This window comes from Thermanaeromonas sp. DSM 22490 (genome assembly GCF_056378755.1).
Map to the genome: position 1 here is coordinate 82,816 of NZ_JBJHHE010000002.1, position 14,393 is coordinate 97,208.

Genomic DNA, 14,393 nt, shown 5'->3' on the forward strand with positions numbered 1-14,393 from the left:
TGTGGAGTGGAGCGCACTTTTGATAATCCTTTTACCCTGTATGTTGTTGTTTGCTCTAGGTATGCCCGTAGCCTTTGCTTTCTTGGCTGTAATGCTCGGCGCCTCTATTGTGTTAATGGGGTCGCCGGTAGGCCCCTACCAGACCATTCACAGCCTTTTTGACTCCATTGCTACTTTTAGCCTCACACCCATACCGCTCTTTGTTCTCATGGGGGAAGTGATGACCCATTCAGGTTTAGCTACCCAGAGCCTCGACGCCCTTTCCAAACTGGTAGGGAAAATCCCTGCCCGGTTGAGTATTCTAGCCAATATGGCGGGCGCCCTTTTCGGGATGCTGAGCGGGTCCACCGCTGCCAGTACTGCCGTGCTGGGTTCTTCCTTGGTACCTGAGATGCTGAAACGCGGTTACAGCAAAACGCTGACCTACGGCCCTATAATGGCGGCAGGGGGATTGGCCATGATTATTCCGCCCAGCAATATAGCCGTAATATATGGCACCATAGCCGAAGTTCCTGTAGGCCGCCTCCTTATTGCTGGCTTTATTCCCGGTTTTATAATGGCTTTGCATTATATACTTCTGATACTCATTCGCGTGAAGTTCAATCCTTCCTTAGCCCCCCCTTACGAAGTGCCCAAGATAAGCTTGCAGGAAAAACTGCGATTGTTTCTGGTGGACTTATTGCCCTTAAGCATCATTGTTTTTCTGGTGACGGGCATTTTTGTAATTGGGGTGGCCACGCCTACAGAAGCCGCTGCTTTGGGCGCGGTAGGTACTATCATAGTAACTGCTTTTTACCGCCGCTTAAACTGGCAAGTGATATATAAGTCTGTGCGCGGTACTGTCAGCATTACCACCATGATCTTGTTGATCATTGGCGGTTCCCAAATTTTCAGCCAGCTGTTGAGTTATTCGGGTCTCACGCAGGCCGTAGTAAATTGGGCCACAGGTTTAAGTGTTCCACCCATGATTTTATTAATTTCCATGATACTGGTGGTAATAGTTTTAGGGTGTTTTATGGAATCCGTCCCTATTATCATGGTCACAGCACCCATTTTCGTCCCCATAGCCAACCACCTCGGTTTTGATCCTATATGGTTTGGGGTGATAATGCTTATCAGCCTGGAAGTAGGCTTGCTTTCGCCCCCCTTCGGACTGGTCCTTTTCGTTATGAAAGGGGTGGCCGGTGAAAAGGCCACCATGGGAGATATTTATCGCAGTGCCATACCCTTTGTGCTATGTGATGCCCTGGCCATCACCTGGGTAATACTTTTCCCGTCTCTGGCGCTGTGGTTGCCCAATCATATGTTGAAACCCATGTAGTACTCACAACTTGCCACGCGACAAAGGTGACTCTCAGATATCAACCTGGGAGTTTGGGCGTAGTTAAACATCTTTCAACTTTGTCTGAAAGGGCGAGGTGGACATGCAATACGAGATCCGGTTTCATGGTCTGGGAGGGGAGGGGGTAGTGAGGGCCGCCGAAATGTTGGGGAAAGCAGCTGCCCTGAATGGGAGATGGTCCCAATCCTTCCCCTTTTTCGGGACGGAATTGAGGGGTGCTCCGGTCAAAGCTTTTACCCGGGTCAGCGATGCGCCGGTCCGGAAGCATTGCTTTATCTATGCACCCGATATACTGGTGGTGACTAACTATGTTGTGCTGTCCAGCCCAGGAGTCATCGAAGACTTGAGGGAGGATACCAAGGTAATTATCAATGCACCGGCCGGTACAACCTTACCCCAGCTTCGTGGCAGGGTAACTACCTTGGATGCTACTCAAATAGGCTACCGGGTCTTTAAGCGCCCCATTGTAAATACCGTTATGCTGGGGGCCCTGCTTAAGCTCGCCCCCATAGTATCCCTGGAGTCCGTATTGCAAGTGATCCAGGAAGAGTTTCCAGGTGATTTAGCCGCTAAGAATATACAGGCTGTAGAAGCCGGATTTGCGGCAGTGGAAGGGGAGGTGTAAAATGGCAGTTCATCCCTGGGAAGAACAACGCCCCTTATCTTCGTGGTTGCCAGGGGGGGCCTCGGAAAAGCTGGCAGGAAAGGTAAGCAGGAACCTCAGGCCGGTTATAGACGGGGAGAGGTGTCGCCAGTGCCTCCTTTGCTGGCTGTATTGTCCCGATGGAGCCATCAGTCGGGGGGAATTATATACTGTTGATTATACCTTTTGCAAAGGTTGCGGGTTATGTGCCAAGGAATGTCCACATGCGGCCATAACCATGATCAGGGAGGGTTAATGGTGTCACGGCGATTGTTTTTGTCCGGCTGCAGTGCAGTGGCAGAAGGTGCCTGTCTGGCCGGTGTCCAGGTTATCGCTGCCTACCCTATTACGCCCCAGACAGGCATAGTAGAAGCTCTGGCCCGCAAGGTTTATGAGGGTTCTTTGAAAGCAGAGATGATACCGGTAGAAAGTGAGCATAGTGCCCTGTCGGCGGTGGTGGGCGCTGCCTTAACTGGAGCCCGAGCCTTTACAGCCACAAGTTCCCAGGGGCTGGCGTTGATGCATGAGGTTCTTCCCTATGCCTCTGGCTTGCGTTTGCCCATAGTTATGGCTGTAGCCAACCGCTCCCTGGCCTCCCCGGTGACTATTTTTGCCGATCACCAGGATAGCCTCCCCGAAAGGGACTCTGGCTGGATACAGATTTATGTCGAGAATGCCCAGGAAGCCCTGGATACTTTGCTCATCGCCTACCGCCTGGCGGAGGACCCGAGGGTTCTCCTGCCGGTGATGGTTTGTCTCGACGGCTTTTTCGTTTCCCACACCTCCGAGCCGGTGGAGATCCCCGACCCGGATCTGGTAGCCAAGTTTTTGCCGGCTCCTGTTCCCCGTTATCCCCATATAGATCTGGCAGAACCGAAGATCTTTAACGTTATGGCCTTCCCCCAATATTTTGAGGAGTTCCAGCGGGATAAACACGAAAGCTCTTGTCAGGCTGGGTTAATCCTCCAGGAAATATATGATGAATTTGCAGCTATCTTTGGTCGTCGGTATAAAACCGTGGACTGCTATCGTACCGAAGACGCGGAACTGGTGCTCTTCGGCCTCGGATCCATGATGGGTACGGCCAAAGAAGTTGTTGATGAATTAAGGGCTCAGGGTCATAGGGTCGGCGTGGCCCGCATTGCTTGTTTCCGCCCTTTCTGTGATCGGGAAATTGTGGCTGCGGCGCAAAACGCTAAGAAAATCGGTGTCTTGGACCGGGATATAAGCTTCGGTTCAGGAGGAATAGTTTATAAGGAAGTTTTACGCAGTTTATATGTTAATGGCTTTACCCTTCCCGCCCTTAACTTTATTGCTGGCCTGGGCGGCAGGGATGTTTCTCCCCAAACTATTAAGCGCTGCTTTGCCATTCTGAATGAGGATGAAAGTGGCAGGGAGAAAAATCGCGGAGAAGACGTGGTCTGGGTGGACGAAAATAAGAATTTGCTTAAGGCATGGGGAGTTGGTGAACGATATGGCCGTTAGTTTGAAAAACTTGCCGGAGGAAGAATATATAGCTCCCGGTAGAGGAGGGTGTCCGGGCTGCCCTGCAGTCCTTGGCGCCAGGATGGCCTCCAAGATTCTGGGACCAAGAGCTATCATGATAACTCCTACGGGATGCATGTGTGTAAACTACGGCTATGCCGGAGCCCCCAGGTTTCCCTTCGTACACACCCTTTTTGAAAATGCCGGTTCCATCCTATCCGGGATCGATGCCGGACTTAAGGCTCTGGGCAAAAGGGAGGGGATTAACCTTTTTGCTTATGCCGGGGACGGAGGTACAGTTGATATCGGCCTTCAAGCTTTATCTGGCGCTGTAGAAAGAGGGCACCGCTTTCTATACATCTGTTATGATAACGAGGGTTATATGAATACAGGCACCCAGCGTTCGGGTGCCACTCCTCCTGGTGCTAGGACGAGTACGACGCCAGTTACGGAACACAGAGCCGGGGAATCCAGGCCTTTCCGGCGCAAGAAGGATATGGTCCGCATTATGGCTGCCCATGGCATACCTTATGCTGCTTCGGCCTCCCTGGCTTATCCTCTGGATTACCTTAAAAAAATCCAGAAGGCCCTTCAAATAGACGGCCCTACCTATATTCACCTTCAGAGCCCCTGCATCAACGGCTGGGGTTTAAAGGAGGACCAGGGGGTGGAAGTGGCCCGCCTGGCGGTAGAGACTTGTGTCTTTCCCCTTTATGAGATTTATCATGGTTATGCCTTGAAGATTACCGTACGCCCACGGCAAAAGAAACCGGTGGAAGAATACCTGAAACTCCAGGGACGTTTTCAGCATTTGTTTAAGGAAAAGTGGCGCTGGCAGATTCAGGAGTTCCAGCGGCAGGTGGATGAAAACTGGGCTGTATTACAGGCCTGGGAAAAGGTGTCCCCGTTAATGGAAAGGGAGGTATTGGATGGGCAAAGGTCAACTTGAGACATTTTTTTACCCCGCAAGCATTGCCATAGTGGGTGCCTCGCGCAATCCCGGTAAAGCCGGCTACCAGATAGTCAAAAATCTGATACAGCGGGGATATAAAGGTGGAATTTATCCGGTCAATCCTTCTATTCCGGACATTGAGGGCCTTCCCTGTTATCCAAGCCTTCAAAGCATCAATAACCAGGTCGAACTGGTGGTAATAGCCATTCCGGCTCCCGGTGTGTTAGATGTTATGCGGGAAGCAGTGGAACGCACCGATGTTCGAGGAGTGGTAGTTGTTTCGGCAGGCTTTGCTGAAACCAAGAGACCGGAAGATATAGCCAGAGAAAAAGAGTTGGTGCGCCTGGCCCGTTCAGCGGGTATCCGTATTTTCGGGCCTAACTGTACTGGAGTAATCAATACGGAAATAGGACTGGACACAACTATTGAACCTACCGGGGAGCAGGTCCGGGGTGGCATAAGCATATATTCGCAGAGCGGTGCCATGGGGGGCAGTATTCTCTTATTTATGGAGGACCAACCGGTACCCCTGGGGTTCAATAAATGGGCCCATACGGGGAATACCTGTGACATTAATGTTCTGGATGTCCTATCCTATTATGGCGAAGATGATAGCACTAAGGCGGTTCTTCTTTACGTGGAAGCCATTGACCGGGGGAGAGATTTCCTGGATATTGCCAGCCAAGTCTCCGCCCGCAAACCCATCTTAGCCTTGAAAGTGGGCAAAACCGACCTGGGAGCTAAGGCCGCTTATTCCCATACCGGCGCTCTGGCAGGGAGCGACCGGGTCTACGAGGCAGCCTTTGCCAAAACCGGTGTCATTCGGGTGCAAAACCTGGAAGAAATGATAGATACAGCCAAGGCTCTAACGATGCAACCCCTGCCCAAGGGCAACAGGATTTGCATCTTGACCGAGGCCGGAGGACCGGGAACTATGGCCATGGATGAAATTGGATCCTGGCGTGAAGCCGTTCTGGCGGAGATTTCGGAGAAAGGTAGAAACGATTTGACCAGGGTTTTACCACCTATGGCCATAATATGCCAGCCCCAGGGATATATTGATATCACAGCAGCAGCTATGGAACAGCACCACTATGATGCCTTACGTATTGTCCTGGCCGAAGAACAGGTAGATGGGGTAATTCTTATAAGTGTGCCTCCTACTTTTCTCCGCCCGGAGAGCCTGGCCCAAGCCATTATAGAGGCTGCGCATGATAGCCAAAAACCCATTCTGACCTGTTTGCTGGCCGGCAAGTGGGTGGAAAGTGCTCGGAGAATGCTGGAAGAGGCTGGCCTGCCTACTTTTGACACACCGGAGAGAGCGGCACGGGCCATGATCAATATGGTCCGGAGGCGGCGCTACCTGTCTCAGCACTGCGAGGGGGGAGTAAGTTGAGGGACGAGCACAAAACATGCAGGCATCTCCTGGAACCGGAAGGAAGAGCTTACCTGGCCGCCAGGGGCATTCCCGTTCCCCCTTATAGGGTAGTAACAGAGGCGGAAGAGGCGGTGCGGGCTGCTGAAGAGCTTGGTTATCCAGTAGTTATGAAAGTAGTTTCTCCTCAGATCATCCATAAGAGCGAAGTAGGGGGAGTTAAAACTAACCTTAAATCACCAGAACAGGTGCGGCAGGCCTTTGCGCAATTGAGCAGTATTAAGTTATCCTCAACTCCTATAAGCATTGACGGGTATTTGGTTACCCGGCAAGTTGATAACGCCCTTGAAGTTATTATCGGCAGTATCTGGGATCGTCAGTTTGGGCCGGTAGTCATGTTCGGCTTAGGGGGCATTTTTGTGGAGGTATTTAATGACGTGGCCTTTGGAATTGCTCCCTTAAAGAGATTTGAAGCTCAGAACATGGTTAAAAGCATCAAGGGTTATCCGCTTTTGAAAGGCATCAGGGGTCAAAAGGCCAAAGATGAGGAAGCCCTGGTAGAACTCTTGCTAAAAATTTCAGAGCTCGTTTGGCAGGAAGAAGAGATCCGGGAATTAGATTTAAATCCGGTATTCGTTACAGAAAAAGGGGTTCAAATTGGAGATGTAAGGCTTCTCTTAAGCACGGTCTAGTTCCATAGCCTAATCCGCTGTCCATCTCAGGCTAAAATGTGCCGGTATTGGGAATTACCCCTGGCCGGCTTTATTTTTAGAAGTATAATTAAATAAAGAGCAGTAGCGGCGACGGGAGGGAAAAAGATGGATCTTGCAGAGATTAACCGGAAAGCGCGAGAGGTTTTAAAAGGGATCTGTCAGGTATGCCCGGTATGCGATGGACGGAGTTGCCCCACTGGGGTACCGGGTATAGGGGGTATAGGTACGGGAGAGGCCTTCCGCCGGAATATCGAGGCTTTGAAGCAGTGGAAACTAAATTTGAGGGTTTTGCATGATAAAAAAGCGCAGGATATTTCTTTGAAATTTTTGGGGCATAGTCTGCCTTTTCCCATATTAGGTGCACCGGTAACCGGGACCAGAGTGAATTTCGGGAGCCGCGTGGGAGAAGTGGAGCTGGCCAGAGCCATGGTTCAGGGGGCTAAACTTGCGGGGACGCTGGCCATGACGGGCGATGCGCCGGACCCAGAGGTTTTTAAGGCGGGCCTTATTGCTATAAGGGAAGCCGGGGGTTGGGGTATTCCCGTTATTAAACCGAGAGCCAACAAAGAGATTATCGCCTTAATACGGCAAGCAGAAGAAGCAGGGGCCTTGGCTGTAGGTATCGATGTAGATGCAGCAGGCTTTATCAACATGACCAGGGCCGGTCAACTGGTGGAACCCAAGAGTGTGGAGGATATAAGAGAAATTGTACGGGCTACCTCCTTGCCGGTAATTTTAAAGGGCATAATGACGGTAGCCGATGCTGAAGCGGCAGTAGAGGGCGGCGCAGCAGCTATTGTAGTATCCAACCATGGTGGACGCGCTTTGGACCATACCTTGGGGACGGCCGATGTCCTGCCGGAGATTGCCAACAAAGTTAAAGGGAAGATAGCCATTTTAGCCGATGGCGGGATACGCACTGGGGTTGATGTCCTGAAAATGCTGGCTCTAGGAGCTGAGGCGGTATTGGTAGGGCGTCCGGTGTTTATAGCTGCCTGCGGAGGTGGGGCAGAAGGGGTGCAGAAAAAATTGCTGGCTATAGTTGAAGAATTGCGGGCGGCTATGCGGCTAACAGGGTGTGGGTCTCTGCCAGATATCAGTGTCTCTATCCTTAGGCATATATGACCCGGAAGGTCCTGAGGAAGATCTGCTTAATACTTGGCTGGTATGCTGCGCTAGCGAGGCTTGGGATAAGATTTTGGGGGCCTCAGCGGTTGAGCCTTGGAAGTTTTTTGCCTTGAAGAAGGGGGAGAACAGCGGAGCCCTATTTTGGAGCGCGCCCTGCAGAGTAAGAATTATCTGGACAAACTCAACGCTAAAATAGTAATATGGCTGTAAAAAGAGGTTAAATCTGGTTAGGGGAAGAGGGGTGAAAGGGTGGAATTATTGAGAAACTTTTTTAGCCCCCGGTCAGTAGCTGTTATTGGAGCCTCCCGTACTGTGGGGAAAGTGGGACATTCTATTGTCAAGAATTTACTGAATTCCGGTTACCCCGGCAGGATATATCCGGTAAATCCTAGGGAAAAGGAAATAGAAGGTCTCAGCGCTTATCCTGCGGTTAATGACATACCTGAGCCGGTGGAGCTAGCGATAATAGCTATACCTGCCGCTGGTGTAATCGAAGCAGTTAAAGAGTGCGGGGAAAAGGGAGTAGAGAACCTGATCGTAGTAACAGCAGGGTTTAAAGAGACCGGCAAAGAAGGCCTAGATTTAGAGAAAGGTCTGGTCGCCACTTGCCGACGCTATGGCATGCGTCTGCTCGGCCCCAACTGCGTGGGCATGATGGATACCCATACTCCTATTAACGCTTCTTTTGCCAAGAATTTTCCCCTTAAGGGGGATATAGCCTTTCTTTCCCAGAGCGGGGCTTTTCTCATCGCCATCCTGGATTGGAGCTTGTCCACCGGCATCGGTTTTAGCAAAATGGTCAGTCTGGGCAACAAAGCAGATCTTTCGGAAATCGATTTTATCGCCGAGGCCGCGGAAGATCCTTATACCCGGGTGATAGCCTGCTATCTGGAAGATGTGGCCGGTGGTGAGCGCTTTTTAGAAGTGATCCGGGCTGCTACCGCCAAAAAGCCGCTCATTATTTTGAAATCCGGAACTAGTCAGGCGGGTGCCCGCGCGGCTTCCTCTCATACTGGAGCCCTAGCAGGAAGTGACCTGGCCTATGATACGGCTTTTCGGCAGTGCGGTGTTATTAGAGCTCGTACCATGCCCGAACTTTTCGAGCTGGCCGTAGCTTTCTCCCGTTGCCCGGTACCGGCGGGGAAGAGGGTAGCCATTGTGACTAACTCGGGAGGCCCTGGAATAGTAGCTACCGATGCTGTAGAGTCTAATTCCCTCACCATGGCGCGCTTCGAAAAAGAAACCCTAGAAGAATTGCGCGGCGGTCTTCCTCCTGAGGCGGCCGTGTACAATCCGGTAGATGTTTTAGGGGATGCCAAGGCAGACCGTTATCGCTTTGCCCTGGAGAAGGTATTAGCCGATCCTAACGTGGACAGCGTACTAGTGCTCATGTGCCCTACAGCCGTAGCAGAACCTTTGGAGACTACTAGGGCTATAATTGAATTACATCAAGAATATCCTCATAAACCGGTGATAGGAGTCTACCTCGGCGGGGAATCGCTGGCTGAAGGCGTCAAGCTCATGAGTGAAGCAGGGATACCTTGTTTTACCTTTCCTGAGCCCGCCGTATCGTCTCTAAAAGGGCTGGCAAGTTACGGCGAGTATCGGAAAGCGGCCGTCGAAAGAGGGGATTTAAATTATCCTGATGTAGATCGAAAAACAGTCAAGGCTGTGTTTTATGATGTATTGCGGGACAAGCGACTGGTCCTCTTAGGCAGCGAGGCTGCAGCAGTGGCCCAGGCTTATGGTATACCTGCCGCCCCCATAGTCCTGGCTACTACCCCTGAACAAGCTGTTGAGGCGGCAGACAAAATGGGTTATCCGGTTGTTCTTAAGGTGGCCTCTCCCAAAATACTCCACAAGACGGATGTGGGCGGAGTAAAGGTAGGATTGAATTCACCGGAAGAAGTGCGCCAGGGATTTACGGAAATAATGGAAAACGTGCACCGCCTTATGCCCCAGGCCTCTTTGTACGGCGTGGAAGTACAGAAAATGATGCCTAAAGGGATTGAGATGATCATCGGGATGACCCGGGATGTGCAGTTCGGACCTTTAATGGCCTGCGGACTGGGGGGGATATACGTAAATTTGCTAAAGGATGTTTCCTTCCGCCTGGCCCGGGACCTTACGCGCAAGGAAATAGAAGCTGTGCTCAGCGAGACTAAAGCTTACACTCTGCTCCGGGGATATCGGGGAGAGAAGCCGGCCGATGTGGCAGCTCTGGTCGAGGCCATTGGCCGTACAGCCCGGCTGGCGCTGGATTTTCCGGAGATTACAGAAATCGATATTAACCCGGTTTTTGTATATCACCAGGGCCTGAGCGCCCTCGATGTAAAAATAACCATATCCTAAGGAGGTTAGGAAATGAAAAGCCTCTATATAATGGGAAGCCCGGCGAGCGGCAAAACCGCCCTGGCCTTGGGCCTGGCCCAAAAACTGCAGAAAGAAGGCTTTCGGGTGGCTTATTTTAAGCCTATAGGGAATCCCACCCATGGCCCGAAACGGTTGGATGAAGATGGGGTGTTGATGAAGGAAGTGTTGGGTATGGAGGCACCCTTAGAGGTTATAGTCCCCCATATGGTCGGCCCTTCTTATCTTTCCAGTGAGTGTTGTAAAGAAGTTTTCCCCAGGGTACGGTCGGCTTATGAGGAAATCGCTCGGGAAGCGGAAGTGGTAATTATAGGGGGTGCCGTTTATCCTTTTGCTTATGCTTGTTGCGGTACGGATGATATAACCCTGGCCAGAGAATGGAATGCTCTGGTAATTTTAGTTATTAACGTAGAAAACGACTTCAGCTTGGATCAAGCCCTTTTCTTTAACCGCCATTTAGCCCTGACAGGGGTTAAAGTTTTGGGCAACGTATTTAATAATATACCGCGCCCCCTTTGGTCTAAAACGGAGGGCATTTATGGCCCTTTGCTGGAAAGGCATGGCTACCGTACCCTGGGAATTATACCTCGCCGGCCTGAGATAGCCTCTCCCACGGCTAGGGAATACTACGAAGTCTTGGGAGGGGAAATATTGGCAGGGGAAGAAAACCTGGATCGACTCGTGGAAGAAGTTATGGTGGGGGCTATGACGGCGGAAAGCGCTCTTTCTTATTTTAGGCGTGCTCTAGATAAAGCGGTAATACTGGGGGGCGACCGGGCGGATGTGGCCCTGGCTGCACTGGAAACCAGCACCTCGGTGCTTATCCTGACTGGCGGTTTATATCCAGACGTTAGGGTCATTGCTCGGGCTCAAGAAAAGGGAGTACCTCTTATCCTGGTCCACTACGATACTTACACTACTATTGAAAAGATCCGGCATCTTTCGCGCCGTTTAAGTCCCAACGATGCTGCTAGCATCAAAGTGGCCCTGGAAAACATAGAAAAATACTGCCAGTGGCAGGCCATAATGGAAGCACTGGGTTAACCTCACAAGGCACGGGCTTTGGCAAGACCCGGGACATTCTAATCTTCGGCCCGCAACCTCTGGGCAACTTCTTATTTAGAAGGAGGTGAGGAAGTTATGCCGGTAATTCAAATTGACGCGGGTGTAATGACCAAAGAAAAAAAAGCAGAGTTGATCAAAGCCCTCACTGAAGCTGCGAGTTTAACCCTGAACATACCGGCCCAGGCTTTCGTGGTCATTATCCGGGAAAATTCACCGGACAATGTCGGCACCGGCGGCCGCCAGCTATCGGAATTGCAGAAGTAATTGGCCTTCCTGTAATGGACCTTAATAAAGAGCAAACTACCAGACAAAAGAGTATATCAGAGTAAAAAAATAACCACATTTGTAAGCAATCCGCTTTGTATTTTCGGAACTTCCATGATATCTTAGGTTTAAGATTTAAAACCTGCCGTCAAGAGCAAACCCACCGAAAGGCGGGGGCGCAAAGCTGGGGGGCCTAAAGCTGTTGGCAGGGCTATGGCAGCCGGGCCACCGGTGGGGAAGGGACTTGCATTAATGGGTAGAGATATGATCTGCACCAGGTGTCACGGTTGCCGCCTGGTGTTTTTTTTGTCCGGTGTCCCCGGCAAGGGACGTAGACTTGAAAGCTTGCGCTGGCTACTTCTTACAAAATTAAAACCTCAACCTTGGGGGGCAGAAGTCCTTATTTAACTCCCTAACCTATTTGGAAAATTCACGGGTAAAAGTTATAATCATCTTGGGACAGGGTCAATGGCTTGCGTCCTGGCAGCAGGAGGGGTTTTACTCCCTCTGGCACGACTTCAAGGTTTTGGCCCTGGCTCTGCGGTGATCCCGTTTAGCCGGGTTCGGACAAACCTGGCAGGCGTTTTGACAGAGCGGCCCGGGCGGCAATTACCCTTGTCCCGGGGACTCAACCTGCGGGTGCTTTAAGCACCCCGCAAGTCTGTACGGGTTGAGGCCGGGGCAAGAGGGCAGGGAACCGCCCTGTCCGGGTTCCGGGTGGGACTCCCGGGACGAGACCCCCTCGCACCTGCCTGGTAAAGGCAAATTTTGGAGAAAAGGAGGTGTGCGCCTGGTTCAGGGGGTCGCTTGGCCGGAGTCAAAAACGGTCACGCTTTACGAACCAGGACAGGTGCATGGTGGAAAATTTTCATGGAGTATATCAAAAAGTGTGGTATGAATGGAATAGGTACCTCAGCACTAGTACCATTTCGGGACAAATCATAAGGCCGGAAATACTCAACTCTTGGGAAAGATGTAAGAATATAGGCGTCAATCCATACCAGAAGCAAGGGCAGGAGATTATCGGGGGCTCGGCCTTAAAGGAAGCCAGAGAGAGACAAGAGGAGCTGATCCGTGCTGCCCGGCCGGTAATGGAAAAGCTTTTGGCGCTATGCGGTAGCTTGGGCTTCCTCGCAGTTTTAGTAGGAGAGGACGGCTATATACTGGAGATATTAGGGAACTACCCGGAAACTATAGATATGGCTCGAAGGATTAATTTTATTTCTGGCGCTTGCTGGCGAGAAGATAAGGTGGGTACTAACGGTATAGGTACTGCCTTGGTTTTAGGGCAAGCCCTGGAGGTCACTGGAGCCGAGCATTTCTGTTGTGGCCTTCACTCCTGGACATGCGCTGGTTCTCCCATTTTTGGCCCCGAAGGGCAACCTATTGGAACAATAGATCTCTCTGGGCCTTGGTACCTGGAAAATAAACAGGCACTAGCTACTGTAGTAGTTGCTGCCCTAGCTATCGAGAACAATTTGAGGCAGAGTAGGGCCCAAAAAGAAACTATGACTTACAGGCAACTCACAGAATACTTCTTAGAAAACAATGGTGATCCCTTATTAGTGATAGATAGGACGGGAAGGTTAGTCAGAGTTAATTGTGCTTCTGAGAAGGTTCTGGGATGGAAAATAGAAGAGTTAATAGGGCGAAGAGTTGAGGAAATATTTGATAATTCGCAGGAAATTTTATCCTTTATAGAGATGCGACAAGGTATAAAGGACAAAGAAATATTGGTACAAAGCAGGAAAGGAATGTTGCGGTGCAGGGCGGATGTTTCACCTGTAACTGGTAACTACAATGAAAGTGTAGCGGCTCTGATAGCCCTTAGACTGTCTGACAGCAGCCAATTTTATGTAAGCTCTCCCCTAACTTTACAAGGATTCGAACAGATTTTAGGATATCATCCTCGTTTGCGCGAAAGCGTACGATTGGCCTCCATCGCGGCCCGTAGTGATGCTCCGGTGCTTATTCTAGGTGAGACAGGGACCGGTAAAGAACTTTTTGCTAGGTCTATACATGAGGCTAGCGGTCGGAAGGGGCCTTTCGTGGCGGTAAATTGTGGCGCCTTGCCGCGGGAGCTAGTAGGTAGCGAGCTCTTCGGGTATACTGGCGGGACTTTTACTGGGGCACGGCCGGAGGGTAAGCCGGGCAAATTTGAACAAGCCCAGGGGGGTACTCTGTTTTTAGATGAGATTGGCGAGATGCCTCTGGATATACAGGTGTATCTTTTACGAGTGCTGGAGGAAAAGAAGGTAGTACGGCTGGGTGGATATAAGGAGATCTCGTTAGACGTCCGAGTTATTGCGGCGACCAACTCGGATTTACCGAAGCTGGTTAGGGAGAAAAAATTCCGAGAGGATTTGTACTTTCGTCTGGGAGTTTTTACTATCCACCTATGCCCATTACGCGAGCGCAAAAGTGATATACCCCTTCTCTTTGAGCATTTTGTCCGTAAAGTTTCGCAAAAGTTGGGTAAAAATATCACCTATATAGATCCCTCGGTTTGGCGTTTATTAGAGAATTATGACTGGCCGGGAAACGTGAGGGAACTGCGGAACGTGGCCGAATGGGCAGTAAATTTGGCGGAAGGTAATATTCTTTTGCCCGGTCATCTGCCACCTTACTTATCGGATTCCCGAACTCCCCGTGAAGACAGTTGTTGCTCTTCTTCAGTCACTCTGGCCGAGCTGGAAAAACAGGAGATCAGGCGCCTTCTCGAGTATTACGGTGGAAATATAACTAAGGTGGCAAAGGCCTTGGGCATAGCCCGGAACACCTTATATAGGAAACTGTATAAGTATGGGCTTAAGACTCGTTAGCGTGTTCCAAAACATAACGTTTTAAAAGGGGACAGAAGTAACAGGTCGGCAGTTTATGATCTTCCTAGCTTTTAGAGGAAATCAAGGGGCGAGCGAGCCAGCACTCCATAACGGGTGCTGGCATATTTTTTGCAATAAAAAGAACGTAGAAAGATAAATTCAGCTAAAGGAGGGATTAAACAAAAATAACTCACTCAAACTTATTCAAATGATTTTTTATAGTATCGACAAGCA

General features: G+C 50.6%; 12 protein-coding genes and 1 riboswitch. All 12 genes read left to right on the forward strand.

The window, feature by feature from the left end; genetic code table 11:
- Position 1: 1 nt before the first annotated feature.
- Entirely contained in the window at positions 2–1,321 is a 1,320-nt protein-coding gene (locus AC1BI1_RS02025) for a TRAP transporter large permease (RefSeq protein WP_476715596.1), read from the forward strand.
- A gap of 103 nt (positions 1,322–1,424) precedes the next feature.
- Positions 1,425–1,967, forward strand: a complete 543-nt coding sequence (locus AC1BI1_RS02030; protein ID WP_476715597.1) for a 2-oxoacid:acceptor oxidoreductase family protein — start codon at positions 1,425–1,427, stop codon at positions 1,965–1,967.
- Position 1,968: 1 nt separating this feature from the next.
- Complete coding sequence (locus AC1BI1_RS02035) at positions 1,969–2,241, forward strand: 4Fe-4S binding protein (protein WP_476715598.1); 273 nt, start codon at positions 1,969–1,971, stop codon at positions 2,239–2,241.
- Positions 2,242–2,243: 2 nt separating this feature from the next.
- A complete protein-coding gene (locus AC1BI1_RS02040; protein ID WP_476715599.1) occupies positions 2,244–3,470 on the forward strand; it encodes a transketolase C-terminal domain-containing protein in 1,227 nt (408 codons plus the stop codon).
- Positions 3,460–4,419, forward strand: a complete 960-nt coding sequence (locus AC1BI1_RS02045; protein ID WP_476715600.1) for a thiamine pyrophosphate-dependent enzyme — start codon at positions 3,460–3,462, stop codon at positions 4,417–4,419. Before AC1BI1_RS02040 ends, AC1BI1_RS02045 begins: the two co-directional genes overlap by 11 nt.
- On the forward strand, positions 4,400–5,818 hold the full coding sequence (locus tag AC1BI1_RS02050) for an acetate--CoA ligase family protein (RefSeq protein WP_476715601.1): 1,419 nt from the start codon (positions 4,400–4,402) through the stop codon (positions 5,816–5,818). The genes AC1BI1_RS02045 and AC1BI1_RS02050 overlap by 20 nt, the downstream gene beginning before the upstream one ends.
- Positions 5,815–6,489 carry an acetate--CoA ligase family protein gene (locus AC1BI1_RS02055; RefSeq protein WP_476715602.1) on the forward strand — a complete coding sequence of 225 codons (675 nt, stop codon included), beginning with the start codon at positions 5,815–5,817 and terminating at the stop codon, positions 6,487–6,489. Before AC1BI1_RS02050 ends, AC1BI1_RS02055 begins: the two co-directional genes overlap by 4 nt.
- 126 nt (positions 6,490–6,615) lie before the next feature.
- On the forward strand, positions 6,616–7,635 hold the full coding sequence (locus AC1BI1_RS02060; RefSeq protein WP_476715603.1) for an alpha-hydroxy-acid oxidizing protein: 1,020 nt from the start codon (positions 6,616–6,618) through the stop codon (positions 7,633–7,635).
- Positions 7,636–7,887: 252 nt separating this feature from the next.
- The gene (acs, locus tag AC1BI1_RS02065; protein ID WP_476715604.1) at positions 7,888–9,990 is read left to right on the forward strand and encodes an acetate--CoA ligase alpha subunit; all 2,103 of its coding nucleotides are present in this window, start codon (positions 7,888–7,890) and stop codon (positions 9,988–9,990) included.
- Between the two features lie 12 nt (positions 9,991–10,002).
- The gene (locus AC1BI1_RS02070) at positions 10,003–11,052 is read left to right on the forward strand and encodes a phosphotransacetylase family protein (protein WP_476715605.1); all 1,050 of its coding nucleotides are present in this window, start codon (positions 10,003–10,005) and stop codon (positions 11,050–11,052) included.
- 96 nt (positions 11,053–11,148) lie between these two features.
- Entirely contained in the window at positions 11,149–11,337 is a 189-nt protein-coding gene (gene dmpI, locus AC1BI1_RS02075) for a 4-oxalocrotonate tautomerase DmpI (protein ID WP_476715606.1), read from the forward strand.
- A gap of 143 nt (positions 11,338–11,480) precedes the next feature.
- Positions 11,481–11,570: riboswitch (cyclic di-GMP riboswitch) on the forward strand.
- Between the two features lie 654 nt (positions 11,571–12,224).
- Positions 12,225–14,159 carry a sigma-54-dependent Fis family transcriptional regulator gene (locus tag AC1BI1_RS02080; protein ID WP_476715607.1) on the forward strand — a complete coding sequence of 645 codons (1,935 nt, stop codon included), beginning with the start codon at positions 12,225–12,227 and terminating at the stop codon, positions 14,157–14,159.
- Positions 14,160–14,393: the final 234 nt, after the last annotated feature.

Bases quoted from the DNA above. Each gene is read 5' to 3' on its own strand.
- AC1BI1_RS02060 (WP_476715603.1), top strand. From the start codon at position 6,616: ATGGATCTTGCAGAGATTAACCGGAAAGCGCGAGAGGTTTTAAAAGGG.
- AC1BI1_RS02070 (WP_476715605.1), top strand. From the start codon at position 10,003: ATGAAAAGCCTCTATATAATGGGAAGCCCGGCGAGCGGCAAAACCGCC.
- dmpI (WP_476715606.1), top strand. From the start codon at position 11,149: ATGCCGGTAATTCAAATTGACGCGGGTGTAATGACCAAAGAAAAAAAA.
- AC1BI1_RS02030 (WP_476715597.1), top strand. From the start codon at position 1,425: ATGCAATACGAGATCCGGTTTCATGGTCTGGGAGGGGAGGGGGTAGTG.
- AC1BI1_RS02035 (WP_476715598.1), top strand. From the start codon at position 1,969: ATGGCAGTTCATCCCTGGGAAGAACAACGCCCCTTATCTTCGTGGTTG.
- AC1BI1_RS02045 (WP_476715600.1), top strand. From the start codon at position 3,460: ATGGCCGTTAGTTTGAAAAACTTGCCGGAGGAAGAATATATAGCTCCC.
- AC1BI1_RS02050 (WP_476715601.1), top strand. From the start codon at position 4,400: ATGGGCAAAGGTCAACTTGAGACATTTTTTTACCCCGCAAGCATTGCC.